Annotated in this window: 19 protein-coding genes; 14 read left to right on the top strand and 5 right to left on the bottom strand. The window is 38.2% G+C overall.

What is annotated here, in order from left to right; translation table 11 throughout:
- Window positions 1-5 precede the first annotated feature (5 nt).
- Both CH361_RS02165 and CH361_RS02160 read right to left on the bottom strand, forming a co-directional pair.
- Window positions 6-1,304 (bottom strand): discoidin domain-containing protein, encoded by a 1,299-nt coding sequence (locus CH361_RS02165; RefSeq protein ID WP_100789173.1) that lies wholly within the window; start codon window positions 1,302-1,304, stop codon window positions 6-8.
- A 166-nt stretch (window positions 1,305-1,470) separates the two neighbouring features.
- Window positions 1,471-2,451, bottom strand: a complete 981-nt coding sequence (locus CH361_RS02160; protein ID WP_425268661.1) for an MBL fold metallo-hydrolase — start codon at window positions 2,449-2,451, stop codon at window positions 1,471-1,473.
- Window positions 2,452-2,801: 350 nt separating this feature from the next.
- Here CH361_RS02160 and CH361_RS02150 point away from each other — a divergent pair, with 350 nt between their 5' ends.
- Window positions 2,802-3,854, top strand: a complete 1,053-nt coding sequence (locus tag CH361_RS02150) for an SDR family oxidoreductase (RefSeq protein WP_100789422.1) — start codon at window positions 2,802-2,804, stop codon at window positions 3,852-3,854.
- Between the two features lie 190 nt (window positions 3,855-4,044).
- Complete coding sequence (locus tag CH361_RS02145; RefSeq protein ID WP_100789171.1) at window positions 4,045-4,629, top strand: DUF4269 domain-containing protein; 585 nt, start codon at window positions 4,045-4,047, stop codon at window positions 4,627-4,629.
- Here the strand turns inward: CH361_RS02145 and CH361_RS02140 are convergent.
- Window positions 4,626-5,231 carry an alpha-ketoglutarate-dependent dioxygenase AlkB family protein gene (locus CH361_RS02140; RefSeq protein WP_100789170.1) on the bottom strand — a complete coding sequence of 202 codons (606 nt, stop codon included), beginning with the start codon at window positions 5,229-5,231 and terminating at the stop codon, window positions 4,626-4,628. The two genes, CH361_RS02145 and CH361_RS02140, sit on opposite strands and share 4 nt — an antisense overlap.
- A gap of 150 nt (window positions 5,232-5,381) precedes the next feature.
- Here CH361_RS02140 and CH361_RS02135 point away from each other — a divergent pair, with 150 nt between their 5' ends.
- From CH361_RS02135 to CH361_RS19650, 4 genes are all read left to right on the top strand, one after another.
- A complete protein-coding gene (locus CH361_RS02135) occupies window positions 5,382-5,618 on the top strand; it encodes a hypothetical protein (RefSeq protein ID WP_100789169.1) in 237 nt (78 codons plus the stop codon).
- The gene (locus tag CH361_RS02130; RefSeq protein WP_100789168.1) at window positions 5,618-6,760 is read left to right on the top strand and encodes a suppressor of fused domain protein; all 1,143 of its coding nucleotides are present in this window, start codon (window positions 5,618-5,620) and stop codon (window positions 6,758-6,760) included. Before CH361_RS02135 ends, CH361_RS02130 begins: the two co-directional genes overlap by 1 nt.
- A gap of 67 nt (window positions 6,761-6,827) precedes the next feature.
- The gene (locus CH361_RS02125) at window positions 6,828-7,409 is read left to right on the top strand and encodes a hypothetical protein (RefSeq protein ID WP_100789167.1); all 582 of its coding nucleotides are present in this window, start codon (window positions 6,828-6,830) and stop codon (window positions 7,407-7,409) included.
- Window positions 7,410-7,435: 26 nt separating this feature from the next.
- On the top strand, window positions 7,436-7,606 hold the full coding sequence (locus tag CH361_RS19650; RefSeq protein WP_165782216.1) for a hypothetical protein: 171 nt from the start codon (window positions 7,436-7,438) through the stop codon (window positions 7,604-7,606).
- Window positions 7,607-7,742: 136 nt separating this feature from the next.
- On the opposite strand, the gene CH361_RS02120 is transcribed toward CH361_RS19650, so the two are convergent.
- Entirely contained in the window at window positions 7,743-8,762 is a 1,020-nt protein-coding gene (locus CH361_RS02120) for a synaptic vesicle VAT-1 family membrane protein (protein ID WP_100789166.1), read from the bottom strand.
- A gap of 47 nt (window positions 8,763-8,809) precedes the next feature.
- Between CH361_RS02120 and gcvT the strand changes: the two genes are divergently transcribed.
- From gcvT to CH361_RS02100, 4 genes are read left to right on the top strand one after another with little or no spacing between them, the layout of a single operon-like run.
- Window positions 8,810-9,952, top strand: coding sequence for a glycine cleavage system aminomethyltransferase GcvT (gene gcvT, locus CH361_RS02115; protein WP_100789165.1), 1,143 nt, complete (start codon window positions 8,810-8,812; stop codon window positions 9,950-9,952).
- Between the two features lie 29 nt (window positions 9,953-9,981).
- A complete protein-coding gene (gcvH, locus tag CH361_RS02110; protein ID WP_100789164.1) occupies window positions 9,982-10,374 on the top strand; it encodes a glycine cleavage system protein GcvH in 393 nt (130 codons plus the stop codon).
- A 16-nt stretch (window positions 10,375-10,390) separates the two neighbouring features.
- Window positions 10,391-13,303, top strand: coding sequence for an aminomethyl-transferring glycine dehydrogenase (gcvP, locus tag CH361_RS02105; RefSeq protein ID WP_100789163.1), 2,913 nt, complete (start codon window positions 10,391-10,393; stop codon window positions 13,301-13,303).
- A 24-nt stretch (window positions 13,304-13,327) separates the two neighbouring features.
- Complete coding sequence (locus CH361_RS02100; RefSeq protein WP_100789162.1) at window positions 13,328-13,669, top strand: (2Fe-2S) ferredoxin domain-containing protein; 342 nt, start codon at window positions 13,328-13,330, stop codon at window positions 13,667-13,669.
- 59 nt (window positions 13,670-13,728) lie between these two features.
- On the opposite strand, the gene CH361_RS02095 is transcribed toward CH361_RS02100, so the two are convergent.
- Window positions 13,729-14,451 carry a TonB family protein gene (locus CH361_RS02095; protein ID WP_165782215.1) on the bottom strand — a complete coding sequence of 241 codons (723 nt, stop codon included), beginning with the start codon at window positions 14,449-14,451 and terminating at the stop codon, window positions 13,729-13,731.
- 383 nt (window positions 14,452-14,834) lie between these two features.
- On the opposite strand from CH361_RS02095, the gene CH361_RS02090 reads away from it, so the two are divergent.
- From CH361_RS02090 to CH361_RS02075, 4 genes are all read left to right on the top strand, one after another.
- On the top strand, window positions 14,835-15,188 hold the full coding sequence (locus CH361_RS02090; RefSeq protein ID WP_100789160.1) for an ArsR/SmtB family transcription factor: 354 nt from the start codon (window positions 14,835-14,837) through the stop codon (window positions 15,186-15,188).
- 1 nt (window position 15,189) lies between these two features.
- On the top strand, window positions 15,190-16,164 hold the full coding sequence (locus CH361_RS02085) for an SRPBCC family protein (RefSeq protein WP_100789159.1): 975 nt from the start codon (window positions 15,190-15,192) through the stop codon (window positions 16,162-16,164).
- 114 nt (window positions 16,165-16,278) lie between these two features.
- Complete coding sequence (locus CH361_RS02080) at window positions 16,279-16,659, top strand: hypothetical protein (RefSeq protein WP_100789158.1); 381 nt, start codon at window positions 16,279-16,281, stop codon at window positions 16,657-16,659.
- Window positions 16,656-18,047, top strand: coding sequence for an MATE family efflux transporter (locus CH361_RS02075; protein ID WP_100789157.1), 1,392 nt, complete (start codon window positions 16,656-16,658; stop codon window positions 18,045-18,047). The genes CH361_RS02080 and CH361_RS02075 overlap by 4 nt, the downstream gene beginning before the upstream one ends.
- The last annotated feature ends 9 nt before the right edge of the window (window positions 18,048-18,056 follow it).

The raw sequence follows: 18,056 nt of genomic DNA, 5'->3' as shown, positions 1-18,056 counted from the left end.
AATATTTATTTAGCGATTTGGACTTTTTTACCAATCATCTGCAATGTATTGCCTGACTTTTTAACGGTAAGTGTATCACCAAAAATAAGAGTGGATACTGCACTGGTAGTTTCGGCATAAGGGCTATTCGAATCTAAACTTTGTGTTACAACTTTGTGGTCTCGGCCAAAAATTTTAATTTTGGCTTCTGTAGGAGATGCTTCTAACAAAACCCAATTTCCATCTAACACTCGTTTTTCAGATTCATCATCTTTCCAAATGACAAAGGAACCATTGGAGCGAAATACATAATCCAATCGGAAACTACCATCCGAAACATCTCTGAATACAGCTTTGTTGACTACTCCAGAAAGAATGGTATTTTTTGTTTTAGAAAGAACGGAACTTTTGAATTCATCCGCATCTTTATCTAGGACTGTGTATCTTTTACCTTTTTCCCCAAGTAAAATGATTTCAGCAATGACTGTATCTGTCCAAGTTTTTCCTGGCCGAACTTTTTGAATGGTGAATGTGAATTTTTTTCCTGAAAGTGTTTTTGGAAAAAATATCCTTTGTCCTCCTTGTCTGTCTTCAATTTTGATCGGAAAAGATTCAGAACCATCGGACACAAGTAACTCGGTGACAGAACCATTTTTATAAAATAAAGCATCTAATCTTTGATATCCGTTAAAAATTTCAAACCCAGATAAATCGATATTATCTTCTAATTCGATTTGAAAAGACTCACCTTCCCCATTGGCTTTGGCACCTTCCACCCAAGCAAAATCAATACTTCCATCAAACAAACTATAAGCGGGATAATTAGGGAGTGTACTACTCGCAGTGACTTGGCCAACAATTGGTTCAGGATAGGCGACATCCAATTTTTTGCCATTTTGATAAAATGAAACCGTTTGAATTCCATTCCCTGATTCTGGTAATAAATAAATTACATGAACTCCATTGGATCTTATTTTTTGCGGTGTTTCCTTAGCGCAGTTAAAATTAGTCGCATAACTTCCATCTTTATAAAATGCTACATATCCTTTTTTCTCTTGGCACTCAATAGAAATTTCATTAAAAAAGGCTCGTCCGTCTGTTTTCCCCGGTTGGTTCCACTTAACACCATTAGAGAAAAAAATGGTAATCCCATCCAAATTAGTCTCCGGTTTCCAATATTTGCCCGGTTTGAATACATTGATGGGGCTTGTGCCATCAGCAGAAGATGCTGCTTGGATTCGTTCAATGACGATAGAGTTTTCGATCGGACTATTTTTACAAAATAGAACGACAAAAGCCAAAAGAGTTAGGATCATTTTTTTCAAGAGATTTTACCTCGACAGTTACAAAGAATCCGAACCTCTTTTGACTTAGACAAGTAAAAAATTGACCTGTCCTAAATCATAGGTCCAAATACTTTTATTAAATCTTTTCTTCACATAGCATCAAAAATACGATGATGAACACTTTATTGTGTTTTCGAACTAACTTTTAAAACAAATCAATGGTTTCGAATCCTTGCAGTAACTGGACTTGGATCTTTTCTTCCGAAGTCCGTTTCAAAATAAATTTCAGGTTACCGTCAAAATCATCTCCTAGTTTGAGATTTGGTTCTAAAGGTACGGAGAGTGGTTTGAAAAAATTATCCCAGTGGATGGGGATAAGAAGTTTTGGTTTTAATGTTTGTATGGTTTCTTTATAGAATTGTTCCTGAAACAAAATTGGTTGTAAGGAAAGTTGAGCAATCCCTAAAAATAAAACATCTGCGTGTATCTTATCAAACGCTCCTTCGACAAAATTTGTACTACTTTTGATTAAGATTTTATTTTTTCCATGTTGGATGAGAAAATCAAAAGTCCCACCTTCAATATAATCTGTTGCTTTGACCGGTCCAGCCAGTGGGGAATCTATATTGGGATGATTGGGATCGGTAGCATTTGTTTTTCCCAAAATTCGAAAAGGAGGTGTGTGTTTGGATTCCAAAACAGTAATCGTAAATTTTCCGATGACAATAGGCGTTCCCGGTTGGAATAAAACCATTTGTTCGTTAGATAAACCTGCTCCAAGCCCCACGTTTAGAGTCGATGAAGATCCATAGAGTTTCGCCTTTGTTTGTTTAGCGACAAAGGGAGAATCCATTACATGATCGTAATGAGAATGACAGACAAAAATTGCTTTCAGGTGATCAATTTTTGCTTTTTCGATCACAGATTGAATGGTGACAGGATCGGATTCTATTTTGGAAAATGCTGTTTTCCATAAGGATGGTCTGGTAAAAAAACCATCCGTTAGAATTTGAGTTTCTCCATCATCTAACAAAATTGATGCGGTTCCTAAAAAAGTGGCTCTTACCTTTCCTTTGGGAATTGGAATCAGCCCAGTTTCATGGGGAAAATAAGAATCATAAAGATGTAAATCTCCCGAAGATCGAAAGGCACAACTAGAAGAAAAAAGAAAAATCAATAGATACATAATGAACTGATAAAATTTCTGTTTCGTTTGGATGGTGTTCAGAGTTGGCATAACAAACAAAAATGATAGGAAGATTTTTTTATGGCAAACCCTTTCCGTTCCTGGTTTTAATTTCAATCCTCTTTGCGAGAGGGATTTGGAGGGCTTGGTCTCCGAAAGACGCTGGAAGCGGCATCGGAGACGGGAGCGAACGCGGACCCCGGAAAAGCCCGGGCCCTTGGGCCTCGCCCAAAAAAAGAACAACATAGAATTTTTGTATTAGTAGAAATGATTGGAGATTTGTTTTATGTTTTGCCAGAATCGAAGGGATTTGTATGCTCCAGAGGATGGAATTTAGTCTAAGGATCAATATGAAATCTATCAATTCAGAATTACCCGTTGTTGTAACAGGGGGATCAGGATACATTGCGTCCTGGATCGTTAAATACTTGTTAGAAGAAGGAAAGTCGGTAAGAGCCACCGTTCGCAGTTTAAAGGACAACAAAAAGATTGCACATCTGTTGGAATTAAAGGATCAGTTTAAAGATAAACTTACGTTATTAGAAGCTGATCTTTTGCAAGATGGGAGTTTTGATCAAACAATCGAAGGAACTGAACTTGTAATCCATACAGCATCTCCGTTTTTTGTAGCAGGGATTAAAAATGCACAGAAACAACTCGTTGACCCCGCATTACAAGGAACGAGGAACGTTCTGGAGTCTTGTAACCGTGTTTCTTCTGTAAAACGAGTTGTTTTAACATCAAGTGTGGCAGCCATTCACAGTGATAATATTGATTCATTACAAGTTCCCAACAATACCTTCACCGAAGAACACTGGAATACAACAAGCAATCTCACTCACCAACCTTATGCTTACTCCAAAACATTGGCAGAAAAAGAAGCTTGGGAAATTCAAAAAAAGCAAACACGTTGGGATTTAGTTGTGATCAATCCTTCTTTTGTGATGGGTCCTTCACTTTCGAAACGACTCGACGGAACTAGTGTTGAGTTTATGAAAAATATGCTTACGGGGGTTTTTCGTACAGGTGTTCCCGATACAAAAATGGGATTTGTTGATGTAAGGGATGTGGCAAGAGCTCACATTCTTGCAGGGTTCACACCGAATGCCAAAGGAAGACATATTACTTCTGCCGAAGTAATACCAATGTTAGGCGTCGCAAAGATCGTAAAAGAAAATTTTGGAAAAAAATATTCTGTTCCTACTGGAAATCTACCAAAAGCACTTGTGTATGTGATTGGGCCGTTCTTTGGATTGTCTTGGAGTTATACAAAAAATAACATTGGGCAACCATTGAACTTGAACAATGAGTATAGCAAATCTGATTTAGGATTAACCTATCGATCGTTAAACGAAACTTTCGTAGATCATGTGAACCAAATGCAAACTTCAGGACTCATATAATCCGATTGCAAAAACCTGCCCTTTGCCCAGGGGAACTGTGAAGTTTTCTTTAAAATTTTTATCGAGATTCGGTTCCCAGGAGACAAGTGTGAAATTTTATGGTAGGAGTTGGGCCGGGAATGAACTCCCACAAGCCCGCCTCCACCACCCATTCAGGGTGGGGGCCGAGACCGAGTGCAAGAGACATAATATGCAATCCGCGCTAACCAATCCGTTCCTTCAAGTTGATTACTTACAAACGGGAACTGCAAAACAAAAGGAATTAGCGGACGATTTAGAAAATTGGAAAATTCTAAAGAGTTTAAATGGATTTAAACCTGTGATTGCAGGAACAATTCCATTGGATATCGATACAGAAACTAGCGATGTTGATATTTTAGTAAAATTTAATATCCCCGCTCATTTACAAAAAATTTGTTATGCAAAGTTTCGGAACCTACCTGAATATTCTTTTGTTGAGAAAACGGTAGATCTTCGTGTAACTTTAATTTGCCGATTTAAAACTAAAAAATTTCAATATGAGATTTTTGGACAATCCTTAGAACCAACAGAACAATATGGTTGGATCCACATGATGGTAGAAAACCGATTGTTAACATTAGCAAATCCAACATTTCGCGAAAGGATTCGAAACCTCAAACAGGAGGGTATCAAAACAGAACCTGCATTTTGTAAATTATTGGACTTAAAAGGAGATCCGTACAAAATTTTAGTTCAATGGAATCAAAAATCCGATGAACAACTAAAGGATTTACTTTCCAAAAACGGTTTTTAAACCAATCCAAATTGACGAAAGGTTAAATTAATCCTTGGTCGTTTGACTTTCATAGCCTTGGGAAGGGAATGCAACCAATGCCTTTGGATCACATCTTTCATTAGTAACAAACTTCCGTGTTCTAATTGTAACTCAACCTGCTCTCCTGTTTTTTTATGTTTATAACGAAAGAATCGTTCTGCACCAAAACTCAGAGAAGCAATGGTTGAATTGGGACGTAAGGAGGTTTCGTCATCACTATGCCAAGCCATCCCTTCACTTCCATCATGGTATAAATTTAAGAGACAGGAATTGAATTTTTCTTTCGATGTCTGCTCCACTTTTGTTTTTAATTCCAAAAGTAACGAGGACCAAGGTAGGGCTGTTTTTGTGGTTCCCGAATACCGGTAGGAAAATCCTTTTTCCGCATACCAGGCGACACTTCTTTTGGTTGTGATGTGTTTTCCATAGAGGATGGCTTCATCGGACTTCCATTCTATCTCATCCATCAAAACAGTAAAAAACCTATCTGCTTCCTTGGCGGGGAGAAATTGGGGAATATACAACAAAACCCCGTCATAAGGTAAAAGGTTTTCTGATTCAGACCTTGGGAATAAGTGCATGGATTTCGAGATAAGTCGCCTGAAAAAAGTAAGTCACTGTAATTTTCCACCCACTCACCAAAGAAATCCAATGAAATTCCACACAGACTGACGTAACAGTCTAAAATTTTAGTTGGTTTCCCTTCCAGACCAGAGAATCTATACGATAGTATGACCCCAACTCGCACGATTCAATCTTTCATCGACGCTAAAAAGGAAAACCGTTCTCCTTCGGAAGAAGTTTGGAACTCTTTGAAAGGCTACCGGAAGTGGAACGAACCAGAACTCATCGGTCTGAGAAATGCATCCGGTTATTATCCAGATATTTATTTCGAAATCGGAATGGATGAAACCATTGCCAAACTACTTGCAAAATTTAAAGAGAAAGTGGTTCCCCATAAATTTTAATGAATCCCATTACCCCTAAAGTTTTATACCAAGAAGCAAATCCTTACGGTTCTTTTACTGCATTTTTAGAAGATGATGGAAGAACCATTTACCTTTACTTACAATCACATAACAACCCTGAGTGGCCCATGAAAACACTTTGGGTAAGAAACTTGATCGATGCTCCCGATGCACGAGTGGATGAAGATTTTGATGCAGGATTTGCACCGGTTCTTACCAAATCAGAAATTACAGATACAAAAGCACAAAGTTCACTCACAGAAGACCAAATTCATTTTATTTGGTCTGAAGAAGGTGATGGAGTGGCATTGTTTGTTGATGAAGAGTTGCAAGCCTATCTTCCTTCTTGGTCTGGGATCAAAGGGATCCACGGATATGCAAAGTTTGCAAAAGAAGAAGCTCCCACAGCTTCTCCCCTTGGTGATCCAGAAAATGGAGTGATTGCCGAACGAGTGAAAGCCAATCGTAAATTTTGGGAATCTGTTGCCGAAAAAGATCATTGGAAGAAAGCACAGAAACTTCGATTGGATTTTTTAGAATCAAAACTTGGGAAACATGAGAAGTATTGGTCTGCTGATGGAGGGAAGTATCCTTCCCTTGGAATTGCCTCTTTTTTACCCAAAGAATTTCCTGGGATTAAAATCTTTTCCACCATTGGGATGAGTGTTCAAAACCAACCTTCGATTGAACTCTATCACAAAGAATACGAAAACTTTTCTCGCATTGAACTTGTTTTTGCCATCCAACTTTTAAAAGATGCAGAAGATAAATCAGAAACTTGGATCCAACATGTTCTCGGTGAGATGGTAAAATTTCCTTGGAATACAGGAATTTGGTTTGGTCATTCTCATACGATTCAAAATCCAAGAAAAGATCCTGACCAACTCTATCTAGACTTCAACTGGTTCGTTCTACGCAACGTTACAGAGGAATTAGAACAAGGTTCTAGTGAATCTTTACCACAACTCTCTGGCCTCATCACAGAGAATGGAAAACGAGCCAATTTTCTATTATTAACTCCTATCGCAACTGAAGAAAGAATTTGTTTTATGCGAGAAGGTTCTGCAAAATTTTGGGAAACTTGGAAGAAAGAAGGATATAGTTTTTCTCACGACAGCGAACGAAGGATGTTAGAATTCTAATTTTCTAAGTTTTAATTTTAAAAAAATCCGATTCAAACTCTAAAATCTGTCCGTTACTCTAAGTGATATGGCAGAGACGTATACAAAGTACTTCAATTTAGAGTTTGAACCCTTTTCTTTAGAACGAATCCTTGAAGAAAGACAAGATTCTTCCGGTTTTTTCCTCTCTACCGTATTTCAGAAGCGGTTTTCAGAAGAAGTGAACCTCAAACGCCACGAAGATCAAAAACTTTGGATCCAAACAAAGAATTTACGCTACGTTGTTTTAGATGGGATTCAGAAAATTTCTGATGAGAACGGGCGATTGGAACCAACCAATATCCTCTACCTACTTGTATTTTTTGATTTTAATTCCATCACAGAGTATGGTTTCGAAGAAGTCTGCAATGTGCTGATGAAACGTTATGATCTCCCTTCTCTTATCCTCAAGATGCCCGATACAGACCATTTAGAAATTTGGGGTAAGGATCATACTCGTAAAAGTTATAAAAATGTGATCCATCCGAACATCGAATCGCTCATGAAAGCACTCTTTGATTCGATCAATAAGAAGGATCATTTCCAATTTATTGGTATGGAAAGAGCCAATTCAGATAAAAAATCAGGATTTTTGATGAGTAGAAGGGGTTTTACAAGGGCAATTGCCTAATTTTGATCGAACAAAACCCTCTATAAATGAAAAAACCCGCAGGTTTTGCGGGTTCACACAATCTTACTTCGAGAGTTTCGAAGGAAGAATCGAATCTAAGTTATTTCTTAGATTTTTTCTTTGCAGCTTTTTTCTTCGCTGCTTTCTTTTTTGCGGCTTTCTTTTTAGCAACCATTGTGATCGTCCTTATCTTTTGATTTCAAAACACGGCTGTCCTTGGCAAACAGAGAGTGAATTGATACGACATAATTAAATCATATCAATTTTAATGTAAAGAAATTTTATTTTTTGCATGAATTTTTATTCAAATTAAAAAACAGACTAATACACATTCTACGGAACTGTGATGACGATCTTACCAATTGTTTGTCCCGATTGAAATGTACGGAGTGCATCATGCATCGAATCAAACGTAAACTCATGCCCAATCGTTTGTTTTGGTAGTGATAAGATCATTAAATCGGAAAAATGTTTTCTTAATTCATCAATTTCATTCCACAACCATATTAAATTGAATCCCATCACCGATTTATTGTCTGAAATCATCGATAATGGATCAATTTTTGGTCTTCTGAGGTAAGAATACGCGATAGAAAACCAATTTCGGAATGAATGTGATGGTGTGAAGTTCGCACTACCATAGGTAACAAGCCTTCCCATAGGTGCTAAGAGATCATAACTGTCGTAAAAATAACGACCACCTAAACATTCTAAAACTATTTTTAAGGGATGTCCTGATAAAATTTTCCTCATCTCTTGTTTAAACTTAGGAGATCTAATGAGAAAATAATCATAACCAACCTCTTTTAAGATAGAAAACTTAACGGAATCACCTACAAGACCGATGATGATTGCTTTTTTTTTCTTTGCGATATGACCTGCCATGATTCCCACTCCACCGGCAGCACTATGAATCAGAACATGATCTCCTTCTTTCACTTGTCCAAGTGGAACAAGAGCATAGTATGCAGTGAGTGCTTGCACAACAAAAGCAGCACCATCTTGCATGGACCAACCCTTCGGAAGTGGAAACACAGTTTTTTCCGAGATGTTAAGATGAGTTGCGTATGCCCCGAACCGAGTCACACCAAACACTGAGTCGCCGACTTGAAAATCCTTAACTTTTTGGCCTATTTTTACGATTTTTCCCGCAAATTCCAGACCAGGAATGAAACTTTCCTTAGGAGTTGCGGAATACAAACCATAAATCGAAAATATATCAGCAAAGTTAAGACCAATGGCTTTCACTTCAATGGTCACTTCATCACCCTCTGGTTCAGATAATGGTTCTGATTTTCTTTGCAGTTGATCGATAGATCCCGTTTTTTCGATGCGATAGACTTCTCTTAACATAATATCTTAAAAAAAATTCTATTCCATAACGATGAAACCATTTTTCCATGGTTCCAGAGTCTGAACGAGAGAGTGCCGTGGAACTAAAACAAACACCTTTACATACAATCCATAAAGAAATGGGAGCCAAGATGGTTCCTTTCGGCGGATGGGACATGCCCGTACAATATACGGGAATCATCCAAGAACATTTAGCTACAAGAGCCACAGCTGGACTCTTTGATGTTTCTCATATGGGTGAAATCTTTGTCACAGGAAAAGAAGAAGATGTTCTTTCGTTTTTAGAATCAGTGACATGTAATACCATTACTGGTATGAAACCGGGCCAAGTGCAGTACAATGCAGTGGTGAACGAGGCCGGTGGACTAGTCGATGACATCACTGTTTATAAATTTAATGATTCGAAGTATATGATTTGTTCCAATGCATCCAATTACCCTGCTGTTGCGAAACATTTAGAAACATATAAAAAAGGGAACGTAACTGTCGTTGATGATAGTAAAAACTGGCACCAAATTGCATTACAAGGCCCCAAAGCAGACGAAATCTTTGCAAAATACCTTGGGAAAGATCTAAGTTCTATCCTTTATTATCATTTTGAAGAAATGAATTGGAAAGGAGAAACCATCATCGTGTCTCGTACTGGTTATACGGGAGAGGATGGATTTGAAATTTATACTTCCAATACACTCGGACTCACTCTTTGGAAAGATTTATTAGAAATCGGAAAGGATTTTGGTCTGGTTCCCGTAGGCCTTGGAGCCCGTGACACACTCCGGCTCGAGGCAAAATACCCTCTTTACGGCCATGAACTGAATGCAGAATGGACACCTGTAGAATCGGGAATCAATTTTATCGTCAAAGAAAAACCTTCACCTTATTTGGGTTACTCGCGAATCATTGCGGACAAAAAGAATGGTTCGAAACGTAAAATTGTAGGAATCCGCCTTATGGAACCGGGTGTTTTGCGAGAAAATTTCCCAATTTTTTCTAGCGATGGGAAAGAAATTGGCAAATCCACCTCAGGAACCCACTCCCCCAGTCGCAAAGAATCCCTGGGACTTGCCATTCTCGACACCGATTTCACCAAAAACCAAACGGAAGTATTTGTGGAGATTCGTGGGCAGAAGAAATTGGCAAAAGTAGAGACTGGAGCCTTCGTAAAGGGCAGTGTCCGAAACAATCGTTAAACCGAGAGTAGAATCGAAGAGGAAAAATCATGGCAGATACACAAGCAAAAGAAGGATATTATTATACCGAAAAACATGAATGGGTCAAAGTAGAAGGTGATGTGGCTCTCATTGGAATCACTGACTTTGCACAAAATGCACTTGGTGATATCGTTTTCATCGACTTACCAAAACCAGGAAAACAAATCAAAGCCAAAGACAGTCTGGGAACCATTGAATCAGTAAAAGCGGCAGAAGATTTATATTCTCCCATTTCTGGCGAAGTAGTAGAAACAAATGCAAACCTTGGTTCTAATCCCGGAGCAGTGAATGCAGAACCGTTTGATACTTGGATGGTAAAATTAAAAAACATCCAAACTTCCGAACTCGGAAGCCTACTGTCAGCAGCACAATATAAAGAATACGTATCTAAATTAGATTAATAGGAGTTTTTCTAAAGTGAGTTCTGTAAAACCTACATCACCTCTCCATTCCCCTTACGAAGAAACATTAGAACCAAGTGATACCTTCCTCCGTCGCCATGTCGGTGTGACAGATGAAACAGTTTCTTCGATGCTTAGCACAATTGGCTATAAGGAATTGGATGATCTGATTAATGATGCAGTTCCGGAAAACATTCGTTTAAGAAAGGAACTCAATTTACCAAGTCCCGTTGGTGAATTTGTTTTACAGAAAGAACTAAAGAAAATAGTTTCTAAAAATAAAATCTACAGGTCGTACTTAGGTTTAGGTTATTACTCTTGTATCACTCCCGCTGTGATCCAAAGAAATATTTTAGAAAATCCAGGTTGGTACACTGCTTACACTCCATACCAAGCAGAAATTGCACAAGGCCGAATGGAAGCTCTCATCAACTTCCAAACCATGATCACTGATCTCACTGGGATGGAGATTGCCAACGCTTCTCTACTTGATGAAGGAACAGCAGCCGCGGAAGCGATGAATATGCTTTTCTCTTTAAAAGAGGATACACAAGGAAAATCATTTTTCGTATCTCAATCGGTGCATCCACAAACTTTAGATGTGATCCGCACTCGTGCGATTCCACTTGGGATCAACATTGTTGTTGGATCTTTTAAAAAGATGGTTCCTTCTAATGATTTTTTTGGAGCCATTGTCCAATACCCGTCTACTGATGGAACCATTTACGACTTCAGTGAATTTATTGAAAGTTTGCACAAGGTGGGCGCGAAAACTGTTGTCGCTGCTGATCTTTTAGCACTTACCATTTTGAAAGCTCCTGGTGAAATGAATGCAGATGTTGTTGTAGGAAGTACACAACGATTTGGATTGCCACTCGGATTTGGTGGGCCCCATGCAGGATACTTTGCCACCAAAGAAGAATACAAACGAAATATGCCTGGTCGTCTCATTGGAGTTTCAAAAGACTCTCAAGGAAAACCTGGTTACCGCCTAAGCCTCCAAACACGAGAACAACACATCCGTCGAGACAAAGCGACTTCTAACATTTGTACAGCACAAGTTTTACTTGCTGTATTATCTTCTATGTATGCCGTTTACCACGGGCCTAAAGGTTTAAAACAAATTGCATCACGAGTCCATCGTATGACAACGATCCTTGCCACTGGTCTTGAAAAACTTGGATACAAAATCATTTCCAATCCCTACTTTGATACCATTCGTGTGGAACTTTCTAAAATTTCTTCTGCAGAGATCATCCACTATGCGGAAGAAAGAGAAATCAATATCAGACAGGTTTCTGGTCACGTGATCAGCATCTCTTTAGATGAAACAACAAATCTAAAAGATATCAAAGACCTTTTGGAAATATTTAACGAAAACAAATCCCTCCATTTTGAATTAGAAGATCTAACCAAAAAAGAGGAATGGAAAATCCCTGAATTGTTGGAAAGAAAATCCCAATATCTAACTCATCCTGTCTTTAATAGTTTCCATACAGAAACAGAGATGTTACGATACATTCGTAGACTCGAATCCAAAGATTTATCACTTACCACTTCTATGATTGCTCTTGGGTCTTGTACCATGAAACTCAATGCGTCTACGGAAATGTATCCTGTGACTTGGCCGGAATTATCGAATATCCATCCATTTGTTCCAGAAAATCAAACGGAAGGATACAGAACTCTTTTTAGCCAATTAGAAAAATGGCTTTGTGAAATCACTGGATTTGCGGAAGTATCTCTCCAACCTAACGCTGGTTCGCAAGGCGAGTATGCAGGTTTACTTGCAATTCGTAACTACCACCAAAGTCGTAACGATATGCATAGAGACATTTGTCTCATTCCTATTTCTGCACACGGAACCAATCCTGCATCCGCAGTGATGGCTGGATTCAAAGTGGTTCCTGTGAATTGTGATTCCAATGGTAACATTGATGTAGATGATCTTAAGAAAAAAGCAATCGAATACAAAAGTAGTTTAGGTGCCCTTATGGTAACCTATCCTTCCACTCACGGTGTGTTCGAAGCATCCATCAAAGAAATTTGCCAAACCATTCATGATAATGGTGGGCAAGTGTATATGGATGGAGCCAATATGAACGCACAGGTCGGACTCACTAGACCTGGTGATATTGGTGCAGATGTTTGCCATTTAAACCTTCATAAAACTTTTTGTATCCCTCACGGTGGTGGTGGGCCTGGTGTTGGGCCAATTGGAGTTGCCGAACACTTAGCACCTTTCCTTCCAGGACATAGCCTTGTGGAAAATGGATCGAATAACAGCCAATGGGCGGTATCTGCTGCTCCTTGGGGATCCGCATCTATCATTGTGATCTCTTGGGCTTACATTGCAATGCTTGGATTTGAAGGATTACAATTTGCAACTAAGATTGCAATCCTCAATGCCAACTATATCGCTAAAAAATTAGAATCTTCATTTCCGGTTTTATATCGCGGTAACAAAGGCCTTGTGGCTCACGAATGTATTTTGGATATGCGTGGATTCAAAAAAGGTAGCGCTGTGGAAGTGGAAGATATCGCCAAACGTCTGATTGACTACGGTTTCCATTCACCCACCATGTCTTTTCCTGTTCCAGGAACTCTAATGGTCGAACCAACAGAATCTGAATCGAAAGAAGAACTCGACAGATTCATTGATTCCATGTTAGCCATTGCCGGTGAAATCAAAGATATCGAGTCGGGAGTTCTTTCCAAAGAAGACAATCCTCTTAAAAATTCTCCGCACACGGCAGACATGGTCATCAGCGACTCTTGGAACCATTCTTATCCAAGAGAACGAGCAGCTTACCCTCTTCCTTGGTTACGCACACGTAAGTTCTGGCCAAGTGTAGGTCGCGTGGACAATGTGTACGGAGATCGTAACCTAGTTTGTTCTTGTATTCCCATGGAAGACTACGCCGTTTAGAAAATTTAAGGAAAAGAAAAACAAATGTTTTACGAAAAACATGTTTTTGTCTGCGAAAACCAAAGGGCACCCGGCGAACGGGTGTCTTGCGGGAATCAAGGTTCTATCGAACTTCTAAAACTTCTCAAACAAAAAGCAGCAAAGGCCGGAATCCAATATAAATTCAGAGTCCAAAAATCTGGTTGTTTGGATCGTTGTGAACTTGGTCCCATCCAAGTATCTTACCCCGAGGGGAAATGGTTTGCCATGAAAACCGAAGCCGATGTGGAAACCATTTTAGAATTTTATTTAAAATCGAACCAACCAGAAAAATACAGTCACTTAGTTGTTGCAGATGATGCAGTAGCAGAAGAAGAAGAAGAATAACTACCCGCCAAGAATCATCGGACTAACAGCTGTTATACAAATCTTCTTTACAGAGAAAATCAATCAAATAGAATTGGAAATCTATACCTTGCTTTTACGGCAACACCATTATTGTATGCAGGTAGAAATCTGATTCTCTTTATAATTTCTAAGGCAGGATTGTTATAAATTGGATCAGATCCAGAGACAACTTTCGCCGACTTTAGAATTCCTTTTTCATTAATTTCCACATAAAGAACAACAACCTTATTAGTTCTTGGCCATTTTCCCACTTCAGGATGAAATTTTTTAACGTTAATTTCAATAACGGGGATTGGTGGTGTATCTGCTATGACATAATCTTCGTAATTATCATTTGTAGAATCTGAATCAGTTTCGTATAGATACGTATATAAGCTTAGAGCATTTCGTTCGTTCACTTTTAAGTTATCAATCGCATTATTTTCAATAAGGAGATTCAAAATGTCTTTGTGTCCATAAAGTGCAGCATATAAAAGCGAATTTAAATTATTATTGGAAACTAAATTCAAATTAGCTTTTCTTTGAATGAGCTCCTTTGCTATTTCAAGATTTCCTGTTTGTGCAGCAACCATCAGAGCAGTGAATCCAAATTCATTTTTCATATCTATGATATCGGGATCAAGGCGTAGTTCATTTTTTAAGATTTCAATATTTCCGAGATCGGCTGCATTAGTTAGTAATTCAACTTGAATAGTTTTACTTTTTTTCTGTAATGTGCATCCAGAAGATAGAAACAGAAGGATTAATAAAAACTTGACCATATTTTTTAGCATAATCTGTCGTTCTAGGATGATTTACCGGTAACATCAAATGTTTTAAATTCCATATTTCCTTGTAGAACAAATTTCTGACCGGTGGCGCAACTAACGAATTAGGCTCACCATGACAGGGTTAAGAATCAAATAATTACTTAGTCTTTAAACTTCATTCCTTTGTGAAACTACGAACTTTCGGTGTGAATTTTTTAGGGAAAGGCGGATGTGCTGGTGAAACTTGAGAAAGTGTGATAGAAGGAACACATTGGGAGGCGGGTCTAGTTCCCCTCCCTCATTCGGGCGGGGATACTGTACCCGCCAAATCCCACCAATTTCCCTTGACAGAATTTCCTTCTTTCCTTTAATTAACCAAAAGGTTAATTAGCTAAATGGTTAAACTAAAAGATCCAGAAGAAACCCTGAATGCGACATTCCAGGCGCTGGCGGATCCAACACGCCGAAAGATCCTAATGCAATTAGTATCTGGGGAAGCAACAGTTCTAGAATTAGCCGAACCCTTCCAGATGAGTTTACCAGGAATCTCCAAACACTTGAAGGTGCTGGAAAAAGCCGGATTAATCGAAAAAGGGAAGTCAGCTCAATTTCGACCTTGTCGATTGAAAGTAGAAGCTCTTCAAGAAGCCAATGAATGGTTGGAACAATACAAAAAAATTTGGGAAGAACGATTAGATCGTTTAGATGCTTATTTAATAGAATTACAAAAATCAAAAGGGAAAAACTAAAATGTTTAAATCAGAATCAGTTCTTACATTAGAAGAAAAAATAGTTCGTATTGAACGGATGTTTGATGCTCCCATTCAACTCGTTTGGGAAGTATGGACAAACCCTTTGCATATTTCAAAATGGTGGGGACCCAACGGATTCACAAATCCTACTGTTGAATTTGATTTTAAAGTAGGAGGATCGTACAGAATTGTTATGCGATCTCCTGAAGGAGTAAACTATCCAGTCATTGGAAAATTTTTAGAAATCACCCCTTTGCAAAGTTTTGTAATCAGTGATTTAGTTGATGAACATCCTGACGAATGGGTAAATGAAATTCAAAAACTAACAGGGCCTATCAGTAGTCGAGAACTCTTAAATTCAAAATTGAGAGTATTATTTGAAGAAATTGATGGGAAAACAAAAGTAATTCTCATAACTGAATTTGCAAACAATCAAATTCGTGATGGTTTCGCAAAATCAGGAATGAAAGAAAGTTGGTCAGAAAGTTTTGAAAAATTAGATGAGAATGCTCTTCCCAAACCTAACGAAATTTATATAGAAAAAATCTTAAACCACCCACAAGAATTAGTTTTCAACGCATTTGCAGATTCAGACTCCATTGGAGAGTGGTGGGGACCCAACGGATTCAAAACAACTACACAATCAAAAGACTTTCGAGTTGGTGGAAAATGGATTTTTAATATGCTCGGGCCAGATGGTACAAATTATCCAAACCTCATAGAATACAAAGAAATCAGAAAATTCGATTATATGGAATACTCACATGGATCGGGTGACAAAAATAAAAAAGATGATTTTTTAGTGAAGGTGTTTCTAATAGCCCTCGAAACGAACCGGACAATCATTAAGATGCAAATGACTTTTTCTGATACAAACGTTCGAAATGCAAAGTTGGGTATTGGAGCCATAGAAGGTGGCAAAGAAACACTTTCAAGACTCAATCTATATCTAGATAAGAAGAATAAATCTTAGTAAATCACTCAATTTACAAAAGATTTAGATAAATATTTTTTTATCATCTTGTATGTGACTTAATAAATCAATTTTGTTGGGCTAAGAAACCGACTTTAAAGGAAAATTATCAATATGCTAAAAAGTTCTATTGCAGTCATTGCAGGATTATTATCCAATGTGATCCTATCTATTCTCTTCGATACAATATTAAAAATTTTAGGAATCATTCCTTATGACCATCTACACATATCCGCTTCATTGGTTTTATTTGTATTAAGTTATCGAATTGTTTTTAGTATTTTTGGATGTTACTTAACCGCAAAATTAGCACCCAAAAACCCAATGAAACATTCTTTTATCTTAGGTGGAATCGGATTGATACTTAGTATTACGGGCGTTATCTTTGCTGGCCATTTAGGACCTTGGTGGTATTCTTGGTCTCTCGTGTTTCTCACACTACCGATTGCTTATCTAGGTGGTAAAATTTATCTATGGCAGGAAAACTCAAAATGACAGGTGCTAGTTTGTGGAATGATTTAAAAAAAGCTCTCGCTGGTTCAGAGGAAGATTACACAGAAGTCAGTATTCGTAAGGCATTATTCCTACTCTCTGTTCCGATGGTATTGGAACTTGTTTTAGAGTCTGTTTTTGCCGTTGTGGATATTTATTTTGTAAGTGCTTTAGGTGCTTCTGCCGTTGCCACCGTGGGTCTTACAGAAACTTATTTATTTCTTCTTTATTCGGTCGCGATGGGTTTATCTTTTTCGGTAACTGCCATAGTTGCCAGAAGGATCGGAGAAAAAGAAAAAGATAAAGCAGGAATTGCAGCGGTTCAATCCATTTGGATCGCTATCTTTGCTTCCATTCCTTTTGCCATTGCTGGAATATTTTTCTCCAAGGAACTTTTGATCCTTATGGGTGGAGACGAATGGGTGATCACCGAAGGATACCATTATATGCAATGGATGTTAGGTGGTAACATAGTAATTGTTCTTCTTTTCCTAATCAATGCAGTGTTCAGAGGTGCGGGAGATGCTGCGATTTCCATGAGAGTATTGTGGATTTCAAATGGATTAAACATCATTTTAGATCCTATTTTCATTTTTGGATGGGGACCAATTCCTGCTTATGGAATCACAGGTGCAGCGATTGCAACAAACCTAGGACGTGGAATCGGTGTATTGTTTCAATTATGGTTACTTTTCCAGGGCGGAAAACACATAAAAATCCTTAAATCACATTTGAAAATTGAATGGGAAACGATTCAAGGTTTATTAAAAACTTCTCTTGGTGGAATCGGCCAAATGATTGTGGGAATGACATCTTGGATTTTTATCATGAGAATCCTTTCTGAATTCGGTAGTCAAACTGTGGCCGGTGCCACCATAGCAATGAGAACCATGATGTTTACCTTGATGCCTTCTTGGGGAATGTCGAATGCCGTTGCCACTTTAGTCGGTCAAAACCTGGGAGCGGGAAAACCAGAACGTGCAGAACAATCTGTATGGTTTACTGGCTTCTGTAACATGGGTTATTTGATCTTCGTTGCCATTGTTTACTATTTCTATGGCGAAAACTTAATTGCAATCTTTAGCGAAGATAAAGAAGTCATTCGGATCGGTGGAGAATGGTTACAAATTGTATCTTATTCTTATTTTATCTATGCTTGGTGGATGGCGGCAGGTCAGGCCTTTAATGGAGCTGGCGATACAATCACCCCTACAAAAATCAATGTGGTTTTCTTTTGGATCATTCAAATTCCACTAGCTTATGTATTAGGAAAATACTTAGCATTTGGACCCAGTGGAGTTTTTTGGGCAATCATGATTTCTGAGTCCTCTGTAGGTGTTTTTACACTTTGGTTATTTACAAAAGGAAGTTGGAAACAAGCAAAGGTTTAAGACTGACCA

The organism is Leptospira brenneri (genome assembly GCF_002812125.1).
GTDB lineage: Bacteria > Spirochaetota > Leptospiria > Leptospirales > Leptospiraceae > Leptospira_A > Leptospira_A brenneri.
Note: the sequence above shows the minus strand (reverse complement) of the source record. Positions and strands in the feature narration are given on the sequence as shown.